Annotated in this window: 26 protein-coding genes; 2 read left to right on the forward strand and 24 right to left on the reverse strand. The window is 36.8% G+C overall.

Going from position 1 to position 26,571, the window contains the following annotated elements; translation table 11 throughout:
* Window positions 1-10: 10 nt before the first annotated feature.
* Window positions 11-1,846 (reverse strand): acyltransferase family protein, encoded by a 1,836-nt coding sequence (locus tag VNN39_RS02785; protein ID WP_339007211.1) that lies wholly within the window; start codon window positions 1,844-1,846, stop codon window positions 11-13.
* 168 nt (window positions 1,847-2,014) lie between these two features.
* A complete protein-coding gene (locus tag VNN39_RS02790; RefSeq protein ID WP_096368794.1) occupies window positions 2,015-4,297 on the reverse strand; it encodes a PBP1A family penicillin-binding protein in 2,283 nt (760 codons plus the stop codon).
* A gap of 75 nt (window positions 4,298-4,372) precedes the next feature.
* On the opposite strand from VNN39_RS02790, the gene VNN39_RS02795 reads away from it, so the two are divergent.
* Window positions 4,373-5,242, forward strand: coding sequence for an RluA family pseudouridine synthase (locus VNN39_RS02795; protein ID WP_338997824.1), 870 nt, complete (start codon window positions 4,373-4,375; stop codon window positions 5,240-5,242).
* A gap of 86 nt (window positions 5,243-5,328) precedes the next feature.
* Here VNN39_RS02795 and VNN39_RS02800 read toward each other — a convergent pair whose 3' ends face one another.
* From VNN39_RS02800 to guaB, 9 genes are all read right to left on the reverse strand, one after another.
* On the reverse strand, window positions 5,329-6,174 hold the full coding sequence (locus VNN39_RS02800; protein ID WP_017368750.1) for a metal ABC transporter solute-binding protein, Zn/Mn family: 846 nt from the start codon (window positions 6,172-6,174) through the stop codon (window positions 5,329-5,331).
* Between the two features lie 235 nt (window positions 6,175-6,409).
* Window positions 6,410-6,850 carry a competence type IV pilus minor pilin ComGF gene (gene comGF, locus VNN39_RS02805; protein WP_017368749.1) on the reverse strand — a complete coding sequence of 147 codons (441 nt, stop codon included), beginning with the start codon at window positions 6,848-6,850 and terminating at the stop codon, window positions 6,410-6,412.
* Window positions 6,831-7,064 (reverse strand): competence type IV pilus minor pilin ComGE, encoded by a 234-nt coding sequence (gene comGE / locus VNN39_RS02810; protein WP_243416060.1) that lies wholly within the window; start codon window positions 7,062-7,064, stop codon window positions 6,831-6,833. Before comGE ends, comGF begins: the two co-directional genes overlap by 20 nt.
* A 31-nt stretch (window positions 7,065-7,095) precedes the next feature.
* Window positions 7,096-7,512 (reverse strand): competence type IV pilus minor pilin ComGD, encoded by a 417-nt coding sequence (gene comGD, locus VNN39_RS02815; protein WP_165711775.1) that lies wholly within the window; start codon window positions 7,510-7,512, stop codon window positions 7,096-7,098.
* Complete coding sequence (gene comGC, locus VNN39_RS02820; RefSeq protein ID WP_017368746.1) at window positions 7,487-7,792, reverse strand: competence type IV pilus major pilin ComGC; 306 nt, start codon at window positions 7,790-7,792, stop codon at window positions 7,487-7,489. The genes comGD and comGC overlap by 26 nt, the downstream gene beginning before the upstream one ends.
* A gap of 18 nt (window positions 7,793-7,810) precedes the next feature.
* On the reverse strand, window positions 7,811-8,830 hold the full coding sequence (gene comGB / locus VNN39_RS02825; RefSeq protein ID WP_338998085.1) for a competence type IV pilus assembly protein ComGB: 1,020 nt from the start codon (window positions 8,828-8,830) through the stop codon (window positions 7,811-7,813).
* A complete protein-coding gene (gene comGA, locus VNN39_RS02830; protein WP_338997825.1) occupies window positions 8,769-9,713 on the reverse strand; it encodes a competence type IV pilus ATPase ComGA in 945 nt (314 codons plus the stop codon). The genes comGB and comGA overlap by 62 nt, the downstream gene beginning before the upstream one ends.
* A 186-nt stretch (window positions 9,714-9,899) precedes the next feature.
* Complete coding sequence (rpsU, locus tag VNN39_RS02835) at window positions 9,900-10,076, reverse strand: 30S ribosomal protein S21 (RefSeq protein ID WP_003134539.1); 177 nt, start codon at window positions 10,074-10,076, stop codon at window positions 9,900-9,902.
* Window positions 10,077-10,200: 124 nt separating this feature from the next.
* Window positions 10,201-11,682 (reverse strand): IMP dehydrogenase, encoded by a 1,482-nt coding sequence (gene guaB, locus VNN39_RS02840; RefSeq protein ID WP_339007213.1) that lies wholly within the window; start codon window positions 11,680-11,682, stop codon window positions 10,201-10,203.
* Between the two features lie 173 nt (window positions 11,683-11,855).
* On the opposite strand from guaB, the gene VNN39_RS02845 reads away from it, so the two are divergent.
* Window positions 11,856-13,460, forward strand: a complete 1,605-nt coding sequence (locus tag VNN39_RS02845; protein ID WP_339007215.1) for a GH25 family lysozyme — start codon at window positions 11,856-11,858, stop codon at window positions 13,458-13,460.
* 29 nt (window positions 13,461-13,489) lie between these two features.
* On the opposite strand, the gene VNN39_RS02850 is transcribed toward VNN39_RS02845, so the two are convergent.
* The 13 genes from VNN39_RS02850 to VNN39_RS02910 form a co-directional block, all read right to left on the reverse strand.
* Window positions 13,490-14,857, reverse strand: coding sequence for a DUF2142 domain-containing protein (locus tag VNN39_RS02850; RefSeq protein ID WP_096368802.1), 1,368 nt, complete (start codon window positions 14,855-14,857; stop codon window positions 13,490-13,492).
* Window positions 14,858-14,866: 9 nt separating this feature from the next.
* On the reverse strand, window positions 14,867-16,591 hold the full coding sequence (locus VNN39_RS02855; RefSeq protein WP_338997828.1) for a surface protein: 1,725 nt from the start codon (window positions 16,589-16,591) through the stop codon (window positions 14,867-14,869).
* 27 nt (window positions 16,592-16,618) lie between these two features.
* Complete coding sequence (gene tagD, locus VNN39_RS02860) at window positions 16,619-17,032, reverse strand: glycerol-3-phosphate cytidylyltransferase (RefSeq protein WP_096368804.1); 414 nt, start codon at window positions 17,030-17,032, stop codon at window positions 16,619-16,621.
* A 24-nt stretch (window positions 17,033-17,056) separates the two neighbouring features.
* Window positions 17,057-17,944 (reverse strand): glycosyltransferase family A protein, encoded by an 888-nt coding sequence (locus tag VNN39_RS02865; RefSeq protein ID WP_338997829.1) that lies wholly within the window; start codon window positions 17,942-17,944, stop codon window positions 17,057-17,059.
* Between the two features lies 1 nt (window position 17,945).
* Window positions 17,946-18,938, reverse strand: a complete 993-nt coding sequence (locus VNN39_RS02870; protein ID WP_270264590.1) for a glycosyltransferase family 2 protein — start codon at window positions 18,936-18,938, stop codon at window positions 17,946-17,948.
* Window positions 18,939-18,958: 20 nt separating this feature from the next.
* Window positions 18,959-19,783, reverse strand: a complete 825-nt coding sequence (locus tag VNN39_RS02875; protein ID WP_096368807.1) for a LicD family protein — start codon at window positions 19,781-19,783, stop codon at window positions 18,959-18,961.
* Window positions 19,780-20,919 (reverse strand): glycosyltransferase family 4 protein, encoded by a 1,140-nt coding sequence (locus tag VNN39_RS02880; protein WP_270264592.1) that lies wholly within the window; start codon window positions 20,917-20,919, stop codon window positions 19,780-19,782. The genes VNN39_RS02875 and VNN39_RS02880 overlap by 4 nt, the downstream gene beginning before the upstream one ends.
* Window positions 20,912-22,345 (reverse strand): lipopolysaccharide biosynthesis protein, encoded by a 1,434-nt coding sequence (locus tag VNN39_RS02885; protein ID WP_017368735.1) that lies wholly within the window; start codon window positions 22,343-22,345, stop codon window positions 20,912-20,914. Before VNN39_RS02885 ends, VNN39_RS02880 begins: the two co-directional genes overlap by 8 nt.
* Window positions 22,342-23,286 (reverse strand): NAD-dependent epimerase/dehydratase family protein, encoded by a 945-nt coding sequence (locus VNN39_RS02890; protein ID WP_096368810.1) that lies wholly within the window; start codon window positions 23,284-23,286, stop codon window positions 22,342-22,344. Before VNN39_RS02890 ends, VNN39_RS02885 begins: the two co-directional genes overlap by 4 nt.
* Window positions 23,273-23,623: a DUF2304 domain-containing protein gene (locus VNN39_RS02895; RefSeq protein WP_017368733.1), complete on the reverse strand. Its 351-nt coding sequence runs from the start codon at window positions 23,621-23,623 to the stop codon at window positions 23,273-23,275. Before VNN39_RS02895 ends, VNN39_RS02890 begins: the two co-directional genes overlap by 14 nt.
* A 7-nt stretch (window positions 23,624-23,630) precedes the next feature.
* Entirely contained in the window at window positions 23,631-24,332 is a 702-nt protein-coding gene (locus VNN39_RS02900) for a glycosyltransferase family 2 protein (RefSeq protein ID WP_339007218.1), read from the reverse strand.
* A 98-nt stretch (window positions 24,333-24,430) separates the two neighbouring features.
* Complete coding sequence (locus VNN39_RS02905; protein WP_270264595.1) at window positions 24,431-25,261, reverse strand: glycosyltransferase; 831 nt, start codon at window positions 25,259-25,261, stop codon at window positions 24,431-24,433.
* A 2-nt stretch (window positions 25,262-25,263) separates the two neighbouring features.
* Window positions 25,264-26,508 (reverse strand): glycosyltransferase family 4 protein, encoded by a 1,245-nt coding sequence (locus tag VNN39_RS02910; RefSeq protein ID WP_338997830.1) that lies wholly within the window; start codon window positions 26,506-26,508, stop codon window positions 25,264-25,266.
* Window positions 26,509-26,571: the final 63 nt, after the last annotated feature.

A 26,571-nucleotide genomic window follows, 5' to 3' on the forward strand; every position in this document is an offset into this window, starting at 1 on the left:
ACAAATCTCTCTATTTTTTTGTCATATTTTCTAAGACAAGGCGTGTATAATTAATTGCCCCTTGGTCCTTCGGATGGATAGCATCACTATAGAACCATGAACTTTGATTTGCTGATAAGCCATGCCAATCGATGATCGTCAAGTTGGGATACTTCTTCGCCATCGCTTCTAATTGTTCATTGTTATTGCTTTCCCACGGACGTGGCATTTGATTATTAATCCAGAAGACCGGCTTATCGCCAACTTCTTCCATAATCTTTTCCACATAATTTGTATTGCCAACGGTCAGTGTGCCATTAGTTCCAAGACCAATTAAGACAGCATCTGCTTTTTCAACTGCTTCTTTATTCTCTGCTAAAATAGTCGCACCACCATCTACTTGCTCACCAACAACAGCTTTTATCGTCATTCTTGGGAAGGCTTCCTGTAGAGTGGTTGACCCCGCCACCATCACGGAATCACCAACTGCAAAGATTTGCATCTTACTTGCTCTTTCGGCAACCACTGGATCAACGCCATATTTTTCAGCAATTGTCTTCAGTGGCGTGCTGACACGCGCATTAGCAGCTTTTAAGTTTGCAGCTTCAAGCGCTTTTTGTTGTTCCATAATTCGAGCTTCTAAAACCTGCTGATCATGTGGTGATTTTGGAGAAGTAAGGATCATAACGAGTGAAGCAAATACTAAAGCAGACACTAGGATTACACGGACGGGTAAGGCACGCCATTTTTCTTTCTTGACTTGCTCAACTTTTGTCATTACCCAAGGCCATAAGTTACTGTAATCGTAAGCAACAAGCGGGCGTTCAATAAAGCGATATGAAAACTCAGATAGGGCAAGAATCAAGGCCAGCTGCCAAATGACATTGTACCAACTTGTCGGATTAACAACTTTAGCAGCAACCAAAGCAAAGACTGGCAATTGCCAGAGATAAATCCCATAGGAGCGTGATCCAATATAGTCAAAAAGTTTATTTGAGAATATTTTATTTGCTTTTAATCGTGGATGAACGACTAAAAGGATTAACAACATTGTCAAGAGGCTAACAAACCAAAGACCACCGTAGTAGGTAACTGGACTTTGTGCTGGCATAAAAACATACAAGACTAAAGTCAGAGCAAGAACTCCCCATAAAAGATTACGGCCAAAAACTTGCCCCTTCTTATTCAGCTTGGCAGGCATTTTATTCATTGGCCAAATGAAAGCCATACTTGCTCCCATCAAGAGACTGAAGATACGCGTATCTGTTCCATAGTATACACGCGTTGGGTCTTGACCAACCTTATACTGGGCAATCATCAGAATCAATGAAAGGAGTGCTAAAAAGTTTGTCAGAAGGAAATTATGCTTCTGACTTCGAATGACTTTCACCAAGAAAATCATGATAAGCGGCCAGAAAATAAAGAATTGTCCTTCAATCGCCAGATAATATATATGCTTAAAAGGTGATTCTCCTGCGGCATCAGCAAAATAGGAGGATCCCTGCTGAATTTGCCACCAGTTTTGCACCATAAAAATGCTTGAAAGGAAGTTGGATCTGAGACCCTTCATCTGATTTTGTTGGAAGAAAAACAAATAGGGCGAAACAATCAAGAAAACAGCCAAGAGCATGGGATAAATACGTTTGGCTCTCTTCCCCCAAAACTTAAGTGGTCTTATCTTTTTAGTTTTAGTATATTCTCTTAGTAGTGAATCCGTGACTAAGTAGCCGGACAACACAAAGAAGAGAACAACGCCTAAAAATCCCCCTTGGATTTTCTGTGGATAAAGATGATACAAAATGACAGCAAGAACCCCAAGGGTACGTAAGCCATTAAAACCTGTTACGTAGCGTTTTTTTGCTTCCAAAACTGTCCTCCTTCTAAAAAGTAAGCTTCACTTTTATTATTCTCTTTTTATATTTTTATTCCAATAATTTTTTACATATATTTGCAAGAAAAAGAGCCGTGGCATGACTCTTTTTCTCACCTATGCACTACCCTTATTCTATCACTTTTCATGCTGTTTTAGAACAATTTACCTACCAAAAAAACCAGTAATTTTATCCCAAACATCTTTGGTAGCATTTTTAGCATCATCTACTGTTTTTTGGAAATCAAATCCGCTACCTTTTTCAGAAGAATCATTGCTAGAATCTTCTGTTTGTGGCATATTTCCTGAACTGTTTTGTGCACTTTGCTCTTGATAAACAATTGCATCTTGTTGATCACGTAGAGCTGTCCAAGATGGAGTTATCGGTGCGATATTATGCATAGCATAGGCATTTTCAGCTGTAAAGGCAGTTCCATCTGTATAAGGGAGCAAATAGCTGGCTATATTCCGGAAGATGACTGAAGGTTGCCCCTCAGAAGAACCTTGTAGTTGTTGCTGCTCATTTGTCTCATTCGGGAAACCAATCCATAGTGCAATCGCAATATCAGGTGTATAACCAACCACCCATTGGTCTGTCGTATTATTTGTTCCTGTTTTACCTGCCATTGCGTAACTTGCCGGTGCAGCATTCCAAGCTGAACCATTGGTAAATGTTCCCAACATCATCGAATTCATCTTCTCTGCTACTTCTTTGGTCATGATCCGTTTCTGTGTCACGTTGGCTGTTGCGATTGTATCCCCAGCCGCATTTTCGATTTTAGTAATCAAATGCGCGCTGTTCATTACACCTTCGTTCGCAAAAGTTGCAAATGCTTGCGCCATTTCCCAAGGATTGGTTTCAATACCAGAACCTAGAACGGTTGGAAGAATGTCATTATCTTTCGTAAGATTTAAACCAAACTCGCGACCAACAGCATTCCCTTTTTCTGGAGTGATGTCGCGATAAGTATTAATTGCAGGAATATTGTAAGAGTTTGCCAGAGCTTGATACATTGGTACAGTCCCAAGATACTCACCGCTGTAATTTTGTGGTTGCCAGTTATTCGGATAGGTTGTTGGTTTATCCTCCAATACTTTATCAATTGGCCAACCTGCTTGAACTGCTGGCAGATAGGCTATTAGCGGCTTGATAACTGAACCTGTCGAACGTTTTGATTGTGTGGCATAATTGAAGTCAAGGAAGCTGTTATGGTCTTCCGAAGTGACATTGCCGACAAGAGCTTCGACTCCCCCTGTTTTCGGATTAATTGCCACCGAACCAGACTGTGCATGCGTTCCGTCCGCAGCTTGTGGGAAAAGTGCAGCATTGTCATAAGTAACCTGCATCCCTGCCTGCTTGTTCTGATCCAAAGTTGTATAAATCTTATAACCGTCATTCATAATGTCCTGCAAGCTAAGGCCGTATTTACGTTCAGCTTCCGCAATCACAGCATTGAAATAGCTTGGGTACTTATAAGCTTCTGACTGAGAAACATAAGTATCTTTTACCCGAGAGGCCAGATTGACCGATGCATAACTGTCTGCTTCGGACTGCGTGAGGTAGCCTGCACTGACCATATTCTGCAGTACCGTATCTCGTCGCGGTGTCGCATATTTCCCATCCTGATAAAGCGGGTTATAAATTTCTGGGCCTTTCAGCATCCCCGCAAGTGTAGCGGCCTCATCTACGGTCACTGCATCTGCTGATACTCCAAAGTACTTCCGACTAGCATCTTCAATCCCCCAAACACCATTTCCAAAATAAGCGTTATTCAGATACATTGTAAGAATATCTTGTTTACTGTAGTGTTTATTAATTTCTAAAGCGAGGAAAAATTCCCGAGCTTTACGGTCAATCGTTTGTTTCTGAGTAAGGTATGCATTTTTGGCCAACTGCTGTGTGATGGTAGAACCACCACCAAAACGTCCCAAGGTAACAACTGCCAAGCTAAAACGGCTCAGATTAACTCCATGGTTCTTATAAAAAGTGCGGTCTTCGGTCGCGACAACTGCATTTTTAATATTGTCGCTTATCTCGTCAAACTTAACTGTAGACCCTTTACTTCCATAAAGTAACCCTGCCTCATCGCCATTTTTATCCACAATTTGTGTTTGCGCATCAATAGATTTTTGTAAAATGGAAACATTGGCCGTTTTTGCCAAATAGAACAAGTAAGAACCAACAGCAAGAATCATAACTAAAATAGCAATAATCGTAATTTTAGTTAAATTATACTTCTTCCAGAAACGTTTTACTGGGCGTAAAAATTGCCTTATTTTATCTGTATAAGGCGCCATCAATCTCAAATATTTTTTTATACCCTTAAGGTCTTCAAGCGGAACTTCCGCTTCTTTTATTTCTTTTTCTTCTATATTATTATCTTCGATTTTTTTAGACAATTTCTTGTTTTTAGCACGTCGGCTAAAATTTTGATCTTTTTCTGACATGATTTTTTAAAAATCCTTTTGCATTCTATATTTTGCCTATTCTAACAAAAAAACCTTTGTGTTACAATATTCTATATGAAATTTAGTTTAATTTTACCAAAAAATATTAAAAAGCAAAGTGTTTCGCATTTACTTGAACAGACTTGGCTTATCCCTCGTAAACAAAGGCATCTGCTACGTACGAAAAAACATGTCTTCCGTAACGGTCGTTTAGTAAACTGGGAGGAGCATGTGGAACCCCAAGACGAAATTACCCTTATTTTTGATGTCGGCGATTTCAAGCTACTTGATGTTCCAGAAGGAAATCCCCAACTTGCTCATATCTTATATGAAGATGAACATCTTGTGATTGTCAATAAACCCGAAGGTATGAAAACTCATGGCAACACGTCTGAGGAAATCGCCTTACAAAATCACGTGGCAGCTCGTTTGAAGCACCCCGTACATGTCGTTTACCGCTTGGACACGGAAACTTCTGGAGCAGTCCTCTTTGCCAAGAATCAATTGATCTTGCCCATTCTAGGTAAAATGTTTGAGGAAAATAAAATCCATCGCTCTTATTTGGCACTCATACAAGGTTATTTTAACGAAAAAAGCTTAATCCTCAATAAAAATATCGGAAGAAATCGTCACAATAGAAAAAAATACATTACCAGTGAAAACGGGAAAAGAGCTATTACGCATGTAACTGTACTCGAAAAAGGACGTCGAAACAGCCTTGTGAGCTGTACTCTAGATACCGGTCGTACACACCAAATACGTGTTCATCTTTCCAGTGAAGGGCATCCTATCATCGGTGATCCACTCTATAATTCAGCGTTAAAAAATCAGCGCATGATGCTTCACGCAGAAAAAATATATTTCACACATCCATTTACGGAAGAATCAATTGTAGTTATAGCACCTAGCCAAACTTTTTATCATGACAAAAAAAGCCTACTTTAGATAAAGTAGACCTTAGGAGTTTTATGAAAAGATTTTTTTAGGAAGGTCTTTATTATAGTGGACGCTTCTTAAAATAAACTTAAGTGTTATTTAATTGTTTCTTTCAATGATTTTAGATTTTCTTCCATAATTGTCAGGTAACTTTCACCTGATTTTTTTTGTTCATCGGTCAAGCCCTCAACAGGGTTAATCACCAACAATTTAGCTCCTGCTTCCTTGGCTAAAGTTTCTGCAAGCTTACTGCTAGAATTATCTTCAAAATAAACAGTATTTAAATTTGCTTTTTGCATCTCATTTTTTAGTTTAATCAATGTCGCACTTGAAGGTTCCGCTTCAGGGTCGAGGCCTGTAATAGCAATGGTTGTCAAACCATAATCACGCCCCAGATAGCCAAAAGCTTCGTGCTGTGTAATAAATGTTTTATTCTTAGCATTTTTCAATTGATCAAAATCTTGGTCTATTTTTTTCAACTTCCCAATATACTCATCAGCGTTTTTAGTAAAGTCTTCTTTATATTCGGGGAATTTTTTTGATAATTCGTCTGCAATGTAGCGAACTTCAAGTAGAGCTGCTTTAGGGCTTACCCATGTATGCGGGTCATCACCAATTTTTTCTACGGGTGTACTTGCTTCTATTTTAACACCTTTATTTTTTACAGAAGGGGCCCATTTTTCAAGATATTTTGAATTATAAATAATGGCATCCGCATTTGTCAAAATGGTCATGTCTTTTGCACTTGGTTCAAAATCATGCGCTTCTTGATTGGCCGGAACAATATTAACAATGTCAACTTTATCACCAGCAACAGCTTTTGTAAACTCATACATTGGCTCAAAAGATGTCACAATTTGTGGTTTATCACTTGCTGTTTTTTGGCAAGCTGTCAAAAAGAGCAAGACTGGGATAAGCAATAAGAGGGTATATTTTTTCATAAAGCTAGTATAATATAAATCCAAAATAATGTCAACTGGTTAACTACCGGTTAACTAATTTTTTATTTGATATGTGTCTTCTCTCGCTCGAAAAGCTTTTCTCTTAACTGCATTTGGAGCTGCTCTCGTTGTAGTAAGCGCTGTTTCCTAGCATTAATTGCTCCTTGAAAATAATACTGTAAAAGTAAACTGAAAAGAAGGGAGATTACCAATGTATAGAGCAAAATACTAGCTTTTAGCTTTCTTTTTCTGAAAACTTGTAAAGGAATATGCGGTCTCCTCCTTTTTCAAAAGATAAAGTAATTGTTATCTGCTCCCCCTCTTGATCAATCTTAGCCTTTTTTAAATGATGAATCAAGGGTTGATAACCTCGACCATTAGCATTGGTTTTACGAAAATCGCCCTGAGATGAAAGGCCAAATCTCAGATGAACGTGTTTACGAACATAAAGATAGTTGTTTTCCACCTTATCTAAGCTTGCTCCCTCGAGTTCACTTCTTAACAGACTGCAAAAAAGTTGCCAGTCTTGGGTATAGTCTGTTGTTGCACGTTTCACTTCTTCATGAAAAATTTTCGTCATATCTAGAAATAAGGAAAAAGTGCCCGCTAACACGAGTAAAGCGAGTAATGCCTCCATGAGAGTAAAAGCCGTAACATTATTTTTTTTCAAGAACAATTAATACCTCTCCTGATTCACGGACAGTCATTTGCGAAGTAGTTTCCTCAATCGAAATCTGCACACCATTTAAGTTTAAATGTTTTTTCCCCGTGTTTATTGCCATATATGCAACATTTAGAGCCTCTATTTCCCTATTTTCCATCTCTGTCTGTTTCTTAACCTGAATAACTTGTTCTAAAACAACCGTGACAAAAAAGACAAGCAAACTCATAGCAACCAAGCTTTCCAGTAAAAGATAAGCCTCAAGTGATTCTCTTCTTATATTTTCCACTTCCAATTTCCAATTGATAAGAGATCGTTTTTTTCTGATAGGGAAGAAATATTGTGATTTTTTGTAGGCTCGAATTGCCTGATTTTTGATCAAAAGTAATAGAGAAATCATTTATTTCAGCCTCCTCTGGGACTTTCAACATTTCTTCTTGGCTATATAGTGTGCCATTACGCGCACTCAATGTCTGTCGCTGCCCCTTTAGTCCAGCCATGCGCTGGGTATCCTTATACAGACGTTCAAATTGTAAAATAAAAATCTCTGAACGTGCTATCCTCACACTTTGTTTCACCGAACTTGAAAATAGAAAAAGAACAAAAGAGCATAGGAAAAGAACGAGTAAACTCTCCAGTAAAGTTAAAGCTTTAATTCGGGACATTACGTTTTGCATTAGGGTTCTTAGTATAATAATCATTGTAGCTATCGGCTTGCTTCTGTGTAATTAACCCACCGGAGACAAGTTTCCCTAAACTTGGACCATCCTGTTTATCAAGTTGATAAAGTTCGGCTTGCCCTTCGACAACTTTAACAACTGCTGCTTGACCTGTATTTTGGATATTCTTCTTTTCTTTAGCCAAGTTTGGAACAAACAATAAAAGTAAAACACTGATAATAAGTAAGACGACAAGCATTTCAATTAAAGTAAAAGCTTTGAACCTCTTTTTTTCCATTTCTTCCTCCTTATTCTTTCAAATCAAGTTTCCCATATTGCTATATATAGGAAGTAGCATTGCAGCATAAATTAATATAATCAACAAACCCACCAGCAAGAAAACAATAGGCTGGATAAGTTGCATTGCTCTTTCGACTCTTTCAAAAAAGAGCGACCAGCTTTCTTCAGAAAAAACCATTAACTCTTGCCCTAGCTTAGCCTTTAGTTCACCATATTCCACAATTAATGCCAGCTCCTTGGTAAATATGGGGTAAAATCGAAGAGCATCTTCAAACTTCTGACCACTATCTAATATTTGAAGGAATTCAACACCAAATTCTTTGAAGATTCGACTTTTTTGTTCTTGCATAATGAAACAAATCTGACGTAAGTCAACTGCTTGGGCAATTAAGTTTCCCCATTCTCTTGAAAAATAAGCCGTCAAATAAAGCTGGACAAAACGGCCAACAAAAGGTATTTTAACCATCAGCCTCATCGCTTCTAAAGCAGTTTTTTTCTTCCAATAGTATCTGCACAGGTAAAAGAAAACAAGCAAACCGAAGAGGCACCCTAAAAAGATGGTCGGAAGATTTTGTATAGCATAAGTTGCTAATCCTCTGTTTTCGTCCAGTTGAGGCAGTAAATAATTTTTCAAGCCTAGCATGATAAAGATTAGAAATGCCAGAAGAACGAGCGGGTAAGTGGAGACTTGGATGAGCTTTCTGCGGATGTTCAAAACGCGTATCAGTTTTTCTTCAATCAGCCCCAAAGTATACTCAACATTCCCATGAGACTCGGCCAAAGAGAGCTGAGTCACAATATCCTCATAAAATTTGAGCTTCGCTAAAATACCAGAGAAACTTTGTCCATTGAGTAAACCTTCACGCATTTTGGAAATAAAATATGCCTCCGTTAATCCCGACCGTTCAAGAAAATCAATAATTTCAGAGAGGTGGAAACCACTTTTGAAAAGATTATTCATGAGTTGAATAAGTTTAATCTGCTTCGCTAAACTCAATTTTTTCACGCGCAGCTGTAGCAGCTGAGATAAATCCATCTGCAACCAACTGATCAATCTGGCCATTCCATTCGTCTGGTTGCCATTCTTCAAACTTTTCTTTTTCACAAACAAGTAATCCCTTTCCTGCAATTAATCGCTGATAAATCACTCGCTGAAGACTGGATTGTAGTTCCCAATCAGTTAATCCAAGTTCTTTTAGGCGTGCAACTACACCCGATATTGAGCGTGCATGAACAGTGGAGAACACCGTATACCCAGTCAAGCTTGCACGAAGCACAGCCTTAGCCGTCTGACTGTCCCTAATTTCACCAACAATGAGTAAATCAGGTCTATGGCGAAGAGAAAGTTTAATCAAGGCATCGTAATCATTCCCTATAACTTTATTGACTTGAAGTTGTAAAAACTCAGCTTCCACTAACTCCACAGGATCTTCTATACAAATAACTTGTTGATCCTTAAAATACTCTCTTGCAAACTTGTACATAAGGCTGGTCTTACCTGACCCCACAGGTCCTGAAAACAGATAAAGTCCTCTTCCACCCATAAAAGTGCTAAAAAGCTCTGAGTTCCAAAAATAAAGTTGGTTTTGTTGATGATGCAAGAATCGAATAACCATACTTTCTTGACCATGAAAATCCCCGACAGTAGATAAACGTAAGCGTTGCTTACCTTTATCTAAGCTATAAGTGCAAGCCCCCAACTGTACCCGTCTACTTTCTCCTAGATTCATACCAGATAAAAATTTCATATGAGCGATCAGAGCTTGCCCTTCTTCAAGGGATACTTCTTCTTCAAATCTCCTTTCTGTTGCTGTACGAAAATATAGAGAATACCTCCCTTCTAATGCTACTAAGTAAAGATCATGCACCATCTGATCTACTGCTTTTTGTAAAAGAGTTTTTGCCAAAACCTGTATCATCATTGCCCTCCTTAGCTAAGCTTATTTATTAATACGATAAAGTTAGCAAGTTATCACAATTTTTTCAAAAAAATGAGCAGAAAATTTATAATAAGCTTTGTTGAATACTTAATATCCTTTCTCGATGCCGAATAAAGGCAAGAGTAATAAAAAAAACCTGCCCAAAGGCAGGTTCAAAATTTTCAATTAGAATTTTTTACGTTTACGTGCAGCTTCTGATTTACGTTTAGCTTTTACAGAAGGTTTTTCGTAGTGTTCACGTTTGCGGAGCTCTTGAAGAGTTCCAGCTTTTGTTACTGAACGTTTGAAACGGCGGAGAGCGTCGTCAAGCGATTCATTTTTACGAACGATAGTTTTTGACATTGATTTCACCCCATTTCATTTTCGTATTTACTCTTAAAGAGCACTCCTAATATTCTATCAAATGGCTGTAGGTTTGTCAACTGGATATATAAAATAAAAAAGCAGATTACCTCTGCCTTTTCGCTTATTGTACGGAATAGTTTGGAGCTTCTTTTGTAATTTGAACATCATGTGGGTGTGATTCTTTCAGACCAGCACCTGACATTTCGATAAATTGTGCTGACTCATGTAAAGCAAGGATATCAGCTGCTCCAGTGTAGCCCATACCTGACTTCAAGCCACCAACCATTTGGAAAACGATATCGGTCGCTGTACCTTTATAGGCTACCCGACCTTCGATACCTTCAGGAACCAATTTATTTGCTTCATTGACAGAGCCTTGGAAGTAACGGTCACTTGAACCTTTCTTCATTGCTGCAAGTGAACCCATACCACGGTATGTTTTAAATTTACGTCCTTGGAAGATTTCGAACTCACCTGGTAATTCGTCTGTACCGGCAAGCATTGAGCCAAGCATTACTGCATCGCCTCCTGCTGCCAAAGCTTTAACGATATCGCCAGAGTATTTGATTCCGCCATCGGCGATGATTGTTTTACCGTATTCACGCGCAACTGCTGCCGCATCATAAATAGCTGTGATTTGTGGCACACCAACACCTGCTACAACACGTGTAGTACAGATTGAACCTGGACCAATTCCGACTTTAACAACATCAACACCAGCTTCAAAGAGTGCGCGTGCACCTTCACCAGTAGCAATATTCCCTGCAATCAATGTACGTTCTGGGAAGTGTTCACGAATTTCTTTGATTTTACGTAATACACCTGCTGAATGACCGTGCGCAGTATCGATGACAATAGCATCGGCACCAGCTGCAAAGAGAGCTTCTGCACGATCAAAAGTATCAGAGGTTACACCAACGGCTGCCGCAACCAAAAGACGACCTTGGCTATCTTTTGCAGCATTAGGGAATTCAATCACACGTTCAATATCTTTGATTGTGATCAAACCTGCCAGCTTACCGCTCTCATCAACTAACGGCAATTTTTCAATTTTGTGTTTTTGAAGTGCTTCCTCAGCTTCACGCAATGAAGTACCAACAGGCGCTGTAATCAAGTTTTCAGAAGTCATGACATTTTTGATTTCTTGATTATAGTTCGAAACAAAACGAAGGTCACGGTTTGTCAAGATACCTACAAGTTTACGATTTTCCAATGTTTCAACAATTGGTACACCTGAAATACGGTAAGTAGCCATCAAATTCTCTGCTTCTTCAATCTTATGCTCAGGTGTCAAGAAGAATGGATCAGTAATAACGCCAGACTCTGAACGTTTTACTTTGTGCACTTCTTCAGCCTGCTCAGCGATACTCATATTTTTGTGAATAACACCAAGTCCGCCTTGACGTGCCATTGAAATTGCCATTTTACTATCTGTTACAGTATCCATTGCAGCAGATATCATCGGAATATTCAATGTCAAGTTCTTCGCTAGTTTGGTACTCATGTCCACCTCGTTTGGTAGTACATGCGATTCCGCTGGAATCAATAACACATCATCAAAAGTGTAACCCTTCTTCAAAAACTTTGTTTCCCAATTTGACATTAAATTTATCCTCCAAATATATATTTTTACTATTCTATCACTATCTTTTAGGTATTTCAATGATTTTTTACCATATTTGTCAATATTTTTTGTAAACTACTTTTTTTGATTTAAGCTTTTTGTTAAAATAAAAGATGGTTAATAAAAAAAGTAAAAATAGTAATGAGGAAATAATGTTCACTTTAAAAAAAGCAACCATATTTACCGGATTATGTTTCATAACACTCGCTGCTCATACAGCACAAGCAGATACTGCTGAAGTACCTGTGGACAATCACCCGATGGGGTATTACGCTGAAGTACAAACCGAAGAAAATCCAATGACCGCTCCTATTGATGCTCAAGGAAACTTAGCACCCGTCGATGAAGAAGGGCAGACAGTAAAGGACGAAATCCCAGAAGAACCTGAAACTCCAAAAGTTTCCAGCAGAATGCGTCGCTCCATTGCCGACGAGGAGGAGACTGCTCAAGCCAGTTTAAGAAATGCCCCATCTGACCTGGTGTCCAATGATACAAGTCTACCACGAAAAGATGCTGTCGATATCGCCTCTTGGCAAGATTGGATGACACAGAGTGATTTCAATCAACTTAAAGCACAAGGTGTTAAGACAGTGATTGTTAAACTGACAGAGAGCACAACCTATGTTAACCCCGCAGCTAAAGCTCAAATTCAGATGGCTAAAAATGCTGGACTAACTGTTGCTGTTTACCACTTTTCACATTTCTCAGAGTCAGGAAAAACGGCTCAAGCGACTGTTAACAATACTGCACGAGCAGAAGCTAATTTCTTTGCAAATGTTGCTAAACAGTACGGCCTTTCAACAAGTACTGTCATGATTAACGATGCCGAGTATGTTCCAAAAGATAGCGTGGGAACCATGCCTTACTGGGACTGGACGGTTGCCTCACAAAACTTTGCGGATCAACTTAAAAAGCAAGGCTTTGCTATCACACGTCATTATGCTTCAAAAGCTTGGGCTGTAGATGGTGTTGGACAGATGGAACCAAGTAAATTAGGTGCAAAAAATCTTTGGATTGCACAATATCTTTACGGTAAACCAAGTTCTGGTAATCTCCAAAACACACAATTTGGCTCATGGCAGTATACGAGTCAGATGTACTTCACTAATTTTAGTCGACGTAGTCCTTTGGATGTAAGTATTGATTATGCTAATATCTTTAGCAATGGTAAACTTCCTAGAATACCTGTGAAATTTGTTAATCTTCCCGTAAAACATCCCGGGACTTCACCATTTAAAGACATCTCTCACTCTATCTATAAAAATTATATCAACTGGAATTATAGTGTCGGTATTACCACAGGTTATACTCCAACGACTTATAACCCTGATGCAAATGTCACGCGCGGAGAGATGGCTGTCTTTATTAACCGATTAGCAGGCTTACCAAGTTACAATCCTCCATTTAACGTTTATACTGATGTTAACCAATATAAAAATCAAATCCTATGGTTGACAGCAGCAAACATTTCAAATGGTACAGCACCGCACTACAATCCAAATGGAAATGTTACACGTGGTCAAATGGCAGCCTTCTTGCATCGTACAGCTAAAGCTATGGGGAAAGCACCAGCTTCAGGAACATATACTTCTTCTTTCCAAGATATAAATGGTAATATGTTCAAAAATGATATCAACTGGTTGAAATCAAAAGGGATTACTACAGGTTATACTCCAACAACCTTTAGACCTGATGCTAGCATCACTCGCGGAGAGATGGCAGCATTTCTTAATCGCTTCTACAATACTTTAAAATAAAAAAAACTGCGAATAATATCGCAGTTTTTTTATAGATAATTGATACCGAATAAAGTGGCAAAAACTAATATAAAATTAGAAATAAAGGCCAAACCTACAGTTAAATAGAGTAAGGAATGTTTAGATGAAACCTTAAGGGGAATGGACGTATTAGCTATACCTAAAAGGAGCAAAGGAATAAAGGGGGTAAAATATCTCCCTTGTTGACCATAAATTGAGCCCACCACGATATTATTAGGTGCAGGATTATGCCCACCACCTAAAAACGATAGAAAACCATGATAAACGCCTAAAAAGTTTGCAAGAAAGACTCCTAAAGCACCTAAACTCAATAGTTTTGACGTTACGAACTTCTCTTCAGCAAGCATTACGAGTAGCAAAAGAATATACCAAGCGCCAGCTACCCAATAAGGCATATGATTATAGGCGGGGTAGGGCGAAGCAAGTAAACCGATAAACATGTTGTTTGTTGACAGACCTGGTGCTAAATTTACAGTAAAATTAATAACGAGACGGTAAGCAGAAAATAATAAACTAGGTTTAAGAGCGAAAGCAACTCCTAAGGATAAAGCAAACAGCCCTAGACCCATAACACTCAAAATTATAAGTTTTTTATTGCTTAAGTTAATGAAAGTATTCTTCCCAAGCTCTTTTCGGCGTTGGAGAAATAGTATAAAAATCACCAGCGGAAAAAGAGCGACTAAAATCTTTATATTTGTTTTGGTCCCTACCATAACGAAAGCCGTAGTTGCAAGCATCCCTAGGCCATACTTCCAATCTAGATGCTTAGCCTCGTAAACATTAATCGTAATCATAAAGACCAATAATGCCGCAATATAAGAAAGTGTATCATAGGATAAACTTGCCATTGTAGCTGCGATCACAGGTGACAGAGAAAGTGCCATAAAAAGCAACTTGCCCCGCTTCACATACTTAATAATCATGCAAATCGCAAAACTAGCAATTAAACTAGACACTAATCGTCCGACAACAACCATAACACCAACAGATGGATAAATATGGTAACCTAGCCATACCCCAAGAGCTGGTACAACATGCCCTAGAAAATTAAAATTTAAAATAGGGGGTATGCTATTCGTTCTTGGAATTTTTTCTATCGGCATTTTCACAATTTGATTTTCAAAGTACTTCTCAAACCAATTGCCTCGTTGATAGGCAACTTTTTGAACGCTCATACTTGTTCCCACAGGTTCACCATAGGCAGACAAGTCATTACTAAGACGTGCAATGTTCGAGCTCACTGAATAATGCCATTGACCATCTGGTTCGCTAAACAAGGGCATTCCAACAGAAAGAATGAATCCGATTACTACTGCTACTGTGAAATAAATTTTATGAAGATTTTTCTCAGTATTTTTAATTTCTTTAATTTTCATCACCCCTCCTTACAAAAATTTAATGACCACAAACACACTGACAACACTTAAGATAATTAGAACTATAATACCAACACTTATTTTTTTAAGAACATCTCTCTCCTCTACCGCATCATCACTAATTAGCAGCGTATGATATTCATTTTCCCCTGCTGAAAAATCTGGAATAGTACCATTAAGAGTCGGAAGAGGTGTATCTGATTTTGAAAGTGTACTTTCACTCATAAGCGTGCCATCTCTCGAAATTCGATTAGAATAGTCTACATCAAAATAATGAATTTTATTATTTTGCTTATAGTTTTGTGCAGCCTTCGTTTGGTATAGAAAATACTTTTCACCCTTACTTAGTCCATAGATTTGAATAAGAGAGCGGTTAATCTCTTGATTATTATTGATTTCAAAGTTAAATCGAGTCGTAGCTAGAGGAATTTCTATACTACCAGAAGTAATTATATATCTTCGTCCTCCTTTAATCACTTCACCAATAGAAGCAAGATCATCGTTCAAATGATTTACGGTTTTCCAAGAGCCATCAGATAAATAAATTTCTTTAGCATCACCTCTTACACGTCCAAGAACATACTCTGCACCCGATTCCAAGGATAATTTTTGACCATCAAACATTGCAAAGTTAATTCCAGAAGTAACTAGGTTAGGGCTCGTCGCTAGTTCTACTCCATTCCCTGTTTGATTTGTTGTTGCTTGTAATTTTAGATTAAGATTAAGCGTATTCGTCGATGCAATCAATGCTTTATTCATATGTGCCTTTATTACAACATCTACATCTTGATCTAAATTTTTACCAAAGCCGACAGTTGCAGCCACAACAGGTGATGGGGCATTTGCTGTAGCTTCATCGAATGCAAGTTCATTTAGAGCAATACTTACTTCAGGATTTGAACTTTCAATCGAATCAATAACCATCTGGGAGTTTGCAGGCAAAGATAAAGTCAAGCCATCTGTCATCTCTAATAAGTGTTTCTTAATCACAAGACGGTAGTCTAAATTACGGTCTAGAGAAATGACATACTGTCCAAAATTCGTTTTTTCTTCCGGGGTAACACCTTCTAATTTAAAATCTAAGTCAGGACTAGTGTTTTCCAAATCAATATTAAACATTTGACCACTTTGTCGCACATCAATGAGCTTCACATAGTTCAGTTGAGCATTTAAAATAGCTGTTAAACCCGGGCTTATACTCGTTTCTGCAATTCCCTGTTGGTCGGTGAATTTATTTGAATATTTTCCAGGCTGATAAAAAGCAACAGGTGACTCTGGTATATTTGAAGTCTCTAAGTTTAATTCGGAAATAATCGGCTTCCCATTAGAAACCAAGATACTGTTCATAACTTTTCTAGCATCTGTGTCATTCAGTGTAATACCTGGACCAAACCTTAAACCATTATCAAAAAGAACTTCATTTCCTTGAACTTTCATCCATGATGGTGCATTTTGGAGAAAAGTCTTCCAAGCTCCCCCTTCCAGAAATTTTTGCGAGAATTGCCCCATCTTGATTTGTTGCATAGCAACCTCGACATTCAAGGCATTGAACGAAGTATTTATAACTGGCGTACCATTATTGCTCACTTCAATCCTTGTAAATAGCTTATCTGCTTGTGCAGTCTGTGCTTTTACTGGGACAAATAGCACGTTCAGGGAAAGAACGCCAAAAATCATACACAAAATCATGTATGACATCCTTCTTTTTAATCGTAGTATATTTTTTTCTAACATGGGTTCTCCATTTGCACCTATGAATCTTTATTCTTTTTCTTGATACATTTCCCAAAGGTCTTTTTTTATTTTAGAAGAAGATGTTTTTCCACGTGGAAAATACATTGTTTTTAAATTTGGGAATTGTTCTTTAAGACCATCAAATTTGCCCCGCCAGTCGTCTCCCATGGCAAAAATATCAACGTCAAACATATCAATATAGAGCGCTTTATCATCCCATGACTGCTCTGGTACAACTAAGTCAACATAGCGGATAGCTTCCAAAATATATTTTCTTGTATCATATTCTTGATAAGCACGTTTTTGCTTTTCATTCCAGTTAAACTCATCCGTAGAAACCATAACAATCAAGCGATCACCAAGATTACGCGCATTCTTAAGCATATTGATGTGACTCTCATGTATAATATCAAATGTTCCTGCAACTAAGACTGTTTTCATTATTTTTCCTTTCAATCCTTCTACTTAAAATTTATATTTAAACTTCCAGTATCGATAAAATAGCCATCCAAATGGAATCATTGATTGCACAAGAAACTTTTGATCACTTTCTTGAACAATCTCTTTTCTCCTCTTATGTGCGACATATCCGTACGCAGTATATAGAAGGGTATTTTTTAAACGAAGTTTTAAGGTAAATTCATTTGTCATCGCCATCTTTGCGTTTAACATTGCTCCAAGTGGATTATTGATGAGTAACATTCTGCCAGAACTTGTATAACCATCTGCAAGGTATTCTGTAATATAAATAATTTTATTAATGAAAAGTGAATCTCCCTTTTTAGCCATTTCTTTCCAAGCAACTCCCTCACTCATGAAACGTTTACCAGGAATATCTGGAAATGGAGTTGACTTCATAATTTGAGCATCTAGGGTTTCAGCCTTATCCCCTTTTATTCCCATATTATACCTAACCTCATTGAAGTTCTTAATGAGATAATTTTCTGGATATTCTTCTCCTATTACTTCTGTATCACTATATCCTCTTAGAAATGTAATACCAATAAGTTTATTTTCTACTACAATATGCCAAGAATTAAGAATTGTTTCCACTGCATCAGGAGTCAAGTAATCATCACTGTCTACAATAAATACAGCATCAGTTGTTACTGCCTTAGCCCCTGTATTTAAAGCGCGATGCTTCCCTCCATTTTCTTGCTTGATGTATATAATCTCTATCTTTTTTTCTTTGATAAAATCATTAATTAATTCTTCAGTATTATCACTGCTTCCATCATCAACTACTAACCATGTAAATTGCAAATTAGTTTGCTTGGTTAAGCTTTCATAAAGTTTAGGCAAAATATATGCTCGGTTATACGTAGGGGTAAGAATTGTCAAACTATATTCCACATTATACTCCTTGTTTTTTATACGTTTGATTCATAATAAAACCTAGAATCAAAACTGTCATACGGTATCCCAAAACCTTATACATTAAACGGATGGGACGTGTACTCGGGTTCAGTTCCGTTTTAATCAAAAAGGAGTAATCTTTTAACCTTATCAAAATATCGTCAGAAATTAACACCCCTCGATTCATTGCTTCTTTTACTTGTCCTAACAATACTATATAAGGATAGGCTAAATAGGCGTCATAAGAGAGTTGGCGAGAAGAATCGGCTATAGTCTCTCTTTTTTTGACAGCCTCTGTTAACACATGGAAAGAGTAATCAATAGTTTGTTTAGTTAATCTTTTAGCGGTGATGCTATTTGGGTGTTTAACATATGCATAAAATTTCTTATCATACCAGTCAAAAGTCTCAGCAACCCTTAAAAGATCCGCAGTAAATCCTGTATCTTCTGTTTGGCGTACATCAGGGAAAGAAATTTGATTATCAATAATTAACTGCCTTTTCACAACTTTAGTCCAAGCAGATCTTGTTAACTTATCTTTCTTAATTAAAGTGTTTAGTACATTATCGCTCTTATCAATTTCTTCTTTTGTTAGATCAGAAGAAAGATTACCAAAATCTCCTCCCTTATAAATGATATGATCAAAAAATAAGATATCCGCTTGAGATTTTTCCAATATACCAGCTATTTCTTCAAGACCTTCGCTTATCAGATAATAGTCGTCACTGTCTGGAAACAGTAGATAATCTCCAATAGCATGTGTAATCCCATTATTTCTGGCACCTGCTGCCCCTGTATTTTGTTGATGAATGACCTTTACGCGCATGTCAGATTCTTGTATTTGGTTACAAATTTCTCTTGAGTTATCTGTTGAACCATCATCAACCAATAATACTTCTATATTTTTATAGGTTTGAGTTAAGATAGAATCAACACAACGTTGAATAAAGTTTGCTGCATTATATACTGGTATTATTACACTAAATTTCATGATTTCTTTCTTGTATCTACTTATTTTTTCCAAAACCACTTATAATAATCATGATTCACTCTCTCATTTTCGGGAGGTAGCTTCATATAATCACCATACTGACGTGAGAGATAAGCATCATGATTCTTCAGTTTACGAGAAACCAAGTGCTCAAATTTTACATCTTCATACTCTTCCCATATTCTTTTTGGAAAAATTGCATTTTTATAACCCGTATAAAGATAAGAGATTAAACTATTATCCGTGTCATTATATTTCTGCATGAAGATATCTAATTGTTCAGCTAAAGTGCGGTATTGTCCACGATATTTGAGATGTTGGGGCATCCATAAAACTAACTTTCCCCAAACATAAAGTTTCTTACTTGCACTGGTAAAGTCTAAGCCATGAGGATTAGAAGCTGTTAATTGGATAGCTTTTTTCAAAAACTCTTTTTTAAAACTCTTCCGTTCTTTCGCATCATCTGGCAAGATATCCATCGGAAAAATATCTAAAAAGACTCCCGTGCCTCTATTCAAATTATCGATTTTACTCTCAAATGTTGTACGTGTATCATATAACTTTGCAAAAGGAAGGTAGGTTTCTCTTACTTTATAATGAAGCAAAGCGTACTTATCATCGGGAAGTTTTTCAATCAAAATCTTAATGAGACGTTCATAGTTTGATCTTGTAAGCTCAATATCAATATCGTCATCCCAAGGAATATAACCTCCATGGCGAATGGCTCCAATCAAAGAACCACCAGCTAAAGTATATTCAATACCATTTTCTCGACAAATAGCATCAATATAAGTCAATTGATCAAGCTGTATTTCTCGAAGTTCTTCTTGAGTTATCTCTTTCATTTTTTCTCGTCCAATTCTTTGAAAACTTTTACGAAACTATCGGTTGACTGCTCCCATGTAAAGTTTTCTACTACATTCTTAGATACTTTTTTCTGTATGCGTCTCATTTTTTCTTTATCTGCGATGAGATTTTTCAGTGTCTGAAGTAAGGCAGTTTCACTGTTTTCAATAATGAAACCATAACTTTCATCCGGCATAATATCTCGTGCCCCACCAACAGTTGGAGTTGCGATTACAACGTTTTCTAACATTGCTGCTTCTAACATCGCTGTAGCAAAACCTTCACTACGAGACATTAGTACAAAAATATCTGATTTTGCGTCTAATTCTAATACTTTTTCATAAGGAAGACGTCCTAAAAAAGTGATATTTTCTTGCTGATATTGTGTCTGAACATCTTTTAAAAGTGGGCCATCACCAGCAATGATTAGTTCCAAATCTTCTCTCTCTTTTGAAAGCTTTTCAAAAGCAGAGAGAAGAATTTCAACCCCTTTCATCTGTGGAATCAATCGTCCAGCATAAGAAATAACAACTTTATCTTGAACTTTTTCTATTTTTTGATTATTATATTCATCAATGGAGACTGCATTCGGCAGTGTACCTTTGGCTGATATGTTAAAGTTTTTTAACCATTCGGAAGCCTCGTTGGATACACCATAAAAAAGAGAAGTATTTTTCTTTACTTTTTTAATTAACCAATGCTCAATTTTCTGTAAAAAGAAATCTAAAGCTGATTGGTTCAGCGTAAGGTAAGAAGAACCATGTTCGATAACAATCGCTTCTTTTCCTTTTTTCTTTGCCAATTCAGTACCCAGTAAGGCAGGTAGATGAAAGCGCGTATTGGCAATATAATAATCAATAGGTTCATCTGAAATTTTCTTTATTAAAGAATGATATAAGGCATTTTTTTTCAAAAATGGATATCTGTTTTTCCAAATATTTTTTACAGGAAGACGATAAATTTTTATTCCATCTTGTATCTCTTCGTTAAGCAAATCATCACTATGCTGAGTCGTTACTATGATAACATTATATCCCCGCTCGTGCAGCTTTTTACTTACATTGTAGGTATAGCGTTCGACACCCCCTAAATGAGGCAGGTAATATCCATTAAAAATCGCAACTGTTTTATTCATTATTTTTCACCAATTGTTTTATATTTTTCAAATCACCAGAGAAGTATAAGAAAACTACGCTTAAAACTAGCCAAATACTTCCTCTCACAAGGAGGGTAACAAAGGAATTTAAAATATTAGTAAAATCTTGTGTGAAATATAAAACTGCATAAAGTAATATTCCAAGTAGGAAAGGCTTTATTAGATTGCGAATAATCGAGCTAAGATGCCCCTCTAGTGCACGGGTCATCAATAGACTTCCTGAAATAACAAAATTTATTATATAGGAAATTGAAACTGCGATTGCCACAGTATCTATTGAACCAAAGGAAATTCCAACTATAATGCTTATACAAATTGTTCCTAAAGAAACTAATCCATTAAATGATTGGATTCTCACAAGATTTCTAGCTTGCCATATGGCTGGCATCATCTGTGCTAACATCTGTGCCCAAATACTTAAACTTAAATATTTCAAAGGAACGACTGCTCCACCCCATTGGTTACCAAACAATAAGTAAATGATTGGTTCAGCATTAAGTGAAAAGAAAACAGACACAGGAATAGCAATGAAAGCTAGGATTTGGCTAATTTTTAAATAAGTATCTCTGATTAAAGGGATATTTTTTTCGTGTTCTGCCAATATTGGTTGTAACACAGGGTTGACAACACTTAGAAATACAGTTATTGGAAGTGAAAGTAATTGATAACTTCTTGAATAATTTCCTAAGGGTTTTGCACCAAAAAACTTACTGACAAGTAAATTGTCGAAGTTACGATAAAAGTAGTTTAGTAAAAGGAAGCTCGTTTGATGCTTTACAAAAGAAAAAATTTTCTTCATTGGTTCAAGATGCATTGATCTTGTAAACTTAATGTCTACCAGTCGTAAATTCAACACGAGAATAATTGTTTCAATCATCGTAAAGGTGATTACCAGTGAATATATTCCTGCGTGCAGGAATGCTAAAGCAATACCCATTATTCCACTAAGCACACTTGCACTAGCTAATCGAAGACTAATTGCCTTAAATCGTTTTTCCTTGCTGAGAATACCATTTGGAACCTGATTCATTGCAGAAGTCAGAATAATAAGTGACATTGACCAACATATAGGAATATAGATAGAATTATTAAAAATTGTTGATAGTGTAAACCCACCAACAATACCAAAAAACAGCGATGCAATCACACCAATTAAGATTGTGTAATTAAAAATCACTCCATAATCTTCATCTTTTAACTCTTTGTTTTGCACAATTGCAGGTGATATAGCTGTACCAGTTAACAGTTGAAAAAACAGAATTAATACCTGTACTGTAGTTACAATCCCTATTTGCTCAGGTGTCAATAAGCGGGAAAGGACCATATTAAGGACAAGTTGGACAACTACGGTACTATATTGAGCAATTGCTGTGAAAAATATTCCTGATTTAAAATCGTTTTTCATTTATGAAATTCATAATCTAAGTACTCTTTCATGCCACTCTCAAGATTATACTTTGGACTATACCCTATTTTCTTTAATTTTTGAATACTGCTAATTGAAAGCTTAATATCGCCTTCTCTTGGTGCCACGTATTCTATATCTAGTTTCTTGTTTAAGTTTCTTTGAGCCAAGTGAATCAAATCGTTCAGAGTTGTTTTTATTCCTGTTCCAACATTATACACTTGCCCTAACGATTGGTCCGATGTCGCAATAAGAAGCAATGCTTGTAGAACATCATCAATATAAACAAAATCACGGGCTTGCTCTCCATCACCAAAAATTTTTAAAGGTTTTTGGTTTTTCAAACGATCAACTAAAATCGAAATAAAACCGGAGTAAGGGGAGTTTGGATTTTGTTTTGGACCATAGACATTGAAAAATCGTGTCGCACTTGCCGGAACTTTATAAAGATCATTGTAAACCATCGCCATTTTTTCTGAAGCAAACTTATCAACCGCATAAGGGGTTAAGGGGCGAATGATACTCTCTTCTTGCTTTGGAAGAGTTGGCTCATCACCATAAACTGCTGCACTTGAAGAAAAAACCAATCGTTTCAATGATTTTTTGTTTTCTCGAAGAATTTCTAAAATCATCATTGTGCTGTCAAAATTAACCTGATGTGTTTCATATGGACGCGCAACCGAATCTGCCACAGAAGCTACTGCTGCTAAATGGAAGATATAGTCAAAATCATTTTCTTCAAACACCCTCTCAAGTAAAGACTTATCCGTTACAGATCCCTCTATTTTTGTTAAGCTTTTTGAATCATCCAGGTTAGAAAAGGACCCCATCGAAAGATCATCAATAACAACTATTTTGTTATCAGGAAGAAGTTTATTCGCTAAAGACGAGCCAATAAACCCCGCTCCACCTGTGATTAGAATACTATTATTTTTTATCATTTTTCTCATCCTCTAATTCTTTTAAAGCAATTTCTTGCACAATATTCTCAATTTTTTCTTCTAGCTTACTCATAGTGATTGAATTCAGGAATAACTTAAAAAGCAAAACAAAGATAATAACAAGAAATACCATATTACTTTGTGAATAAACACCAGCTAAGTGTGTGATTATTCCGAGATATTGTGGAAAAATGCTTGTAATTAGTAAAAATAGCGAAAAAAGCACCCAAAACAATGAGTGATTAATCTCAATCTGCCCTTTACGAACCTTTCTCGCTACATAATAAGTAGTTAAGAATGAACCTATAATTAGAATAATACGTAATGTAAGAGTCATTGTCCGCTCACTTTCTAAATGGTTGAAGAATTAAAATTGAAATCGCCACTCGTATCATATATTGGATACTACGGCGAAGGTTAAGATAACTTTTACCTGCTAATCGCTCCTGCATTTTTACCTGTGCCTCTACCACCGAAAAACCTTTTTTAATAAAATAACTTACAGTTTCCGGCTCAGGAGTCATATTGGCGCTTGTAGTATAAAATTCAATTGATTGTTTATCAAATAAACGCATACCACTTGTTGGATCATTGACTATTTGGCCTGTAGTTATTTTGATTGCGGTAGAAATCAGTGTATTTCCTATCATACGTAAACTATTGGGACGCTTTTCCGTCACAAATCGACTACCAATAACAACGTTAGCGCCTTTCTCTGCTTCTTCTACCATTGCTGGAATATAATCTGGAAGGTGCTGACCATCCGCATCGAATTGGATAGCGAAATCATAATTATGTCGAGCTGCATATTTCATGCCTGCCATAAAACCACCTGACAATCCAAGATTGGTACGGAGATTGATTACATCAACATTCATTTTTCGTACAAGCTGATAAGTTTGATCTTTTGATCCATCATTAACTACAAGGTAGTCCGTTTTAAAGTTCAATTCATTATTTGAAATAAATGTACGAATGGAATTAATAGTGTGTTCAATACTTTCTTCTTCATTATAAGCGGGGATAATAAGTAAAACTTTTTTCATTTTCTTTTCCTAGGATGTACGATGTTAACCATTAATAAAATATAATTGTAGGGATTATCGAACATACACTATTCAAACTCTTTTCTAATGGTTATTCACTATCTGCTTAATATTAATTTAAGCAAAATGCTCCATCTGATTCCAGAATCTTTTTTCAAGAAACCTTTAATAATCATTTTACCATATTTTCGTTTAAGTTGACAGAGCAAGTATGGCTTGTAGATTTTATAAAATCTATACTCGCTACTAAAAATACTATAAAATCTTTCCTCCGATAGACTGGTCAAATCTTGAACAGAAAGTTGATGGCTCAGTTTACATTGCAGTACTTTTACCTTCTTATGACTCGAAATTATTTTTGAAAAGAGCCAATGGTCAAGGTAGTCCAGTGGGAACTCTTTTGTAAAGCCACCGATCTTTTCAAGAAAAGACCTGTTCAAGGTTAGTGTACTGGATATTCCAGAAATATCTTGGTGGTAGGTACCTGCTTCTCTTGGGTAGAGCAGCATATCTAAAGTTTCACTTGCTGTGGGAGAAATCTGTGCCTCACCATCATATATTGTCGCACAATAAGCAACGATGTCACTGTCCCTTACTTCACTTTCTAACTCGGAAAATAAGGCTATTAGATAGTTTTCTGTAAGACATGTATCATCATCCAAAAGCATCATCCACTCGTCCTCTGACAAAGAACGAGACGTCTCATATGCTATACGAGTGCCTCGTTCTTTATGATCTGAGTTATAAAGATATGTGAATGAATGAAAAGGAAGCAGAAGGTCTAAATCTGAATAATCGACAGCTCCGTTATCAAATACAACAACATTGAGCTTATTTTTGATAGCATCATTAAGTTTTACGAGTGCTTCAAAAGATTCTGTTTCTGTGAATTTTTGGGCGTAAGCAACCAAACAAATTGTTATCTTCATTTTTATCGTTTCTTCATTTTTAAGAGCACTTTTTTCATTGCTCTTTTTAGCTCCGACTTAAGAGAACTTGTGTTGGATGAGTTCAAAGTCAACAAACTCTCAATATGCCGCACAGTTTTCTTCTCACTACCCTGTATTTTTTCAGCATCATCAATAAAGGCTTTGTAAACAAACTCGAGTGAATATTTTTCTCTCACTTCAGAAATCTTATCAAGACTGTTTTGCTTTTGTTCCGTAAAATTTTCCAGACTATGGCTGAGTTTTTCAGATAAGGCTTGAATATCTCCTAAAGGATACTTTTCACCTTCTTGAAAAATCCTGTGAGCCGATTCATACCCAGGATTGTCTGATATGATAACGGGAAGCCCCTTAAGTAAAGCTTCAATATAGACCAAACCAAAAGTCTCCATGGATGAGCTACTCACAAAAATATCCTTATCGGTGAGTGCCTCCCACGGATTTTCCAAATAACCAGTCAATGTCACATTTTTCAAATGATGCTGCTTAATATACTGCATACACTTGATTTTATACTCCTCATCTTGGGCACCGACAAAAAGAAGTTCGACATCTGTTTTACCCGAATGTTTATAAGCTTTTAAGAGTTCCAACTGATTTTTTCCTTCAGTCAAACGACCTACAGACACAAAACGGATTTTTTCTCCTGCTCTTAACGGTAAGCTATCCACTTCACTATAAGGGATAAATGACTTGATCTCCTTATTTTCAAAAAGAAGATTTAATTTTTGGTTCAGAAGACCCGTTACGCTGTAAATCTCCGTTGCGTACTCTTCTATAAAATCTATCTTATCAAGATAATATGCAAACTCATTTTCTGGAAACTCATGGATAAACCAAAAATGCGGGATGGACTCACAGGCGGCTGCAAGAGCTCCCTGAAACATATTTACTGTGTTAGTAACTACTAAGTCTATCTTATTTTCCTGAATCAGTTTTCTGATTTGTGCAATATTCTCCCGATAATAAAATGCACGAATACTGGCATTTTCTGGAAGTCCTCCCGGTGCATCTTCCCACCACCATTTTCCTGCGGGCAGAATATAGGTTGAAATTCCTGAAGACTCAAATTTATTTTTGTAACTTGTTTTGTCTTCCCCTTGATAACCTGGTGCGACATTGATAACTTTATGCCCACGCTGAACAAGCGCAGTCATTAAATAAAAAATTGAGACCTCCGCCCCATTATCGAGGGTACCTGTCGGAGAAACGAATAAGATATTTTTCATTGTTCTTTCCTTCTTATTTGGAATGTGATACCTACGAACTCCTCAAGGTAACAATTACTGGTA

It is taken from the genome of Lactococcus formosensis (genome assembly GCF_037892375.1).
GTDB lineage: Bacteria > Bacillota > Bacilli > Lactobacillales > Streptococcaceae > Lactococcus > Lactococcus formosensis.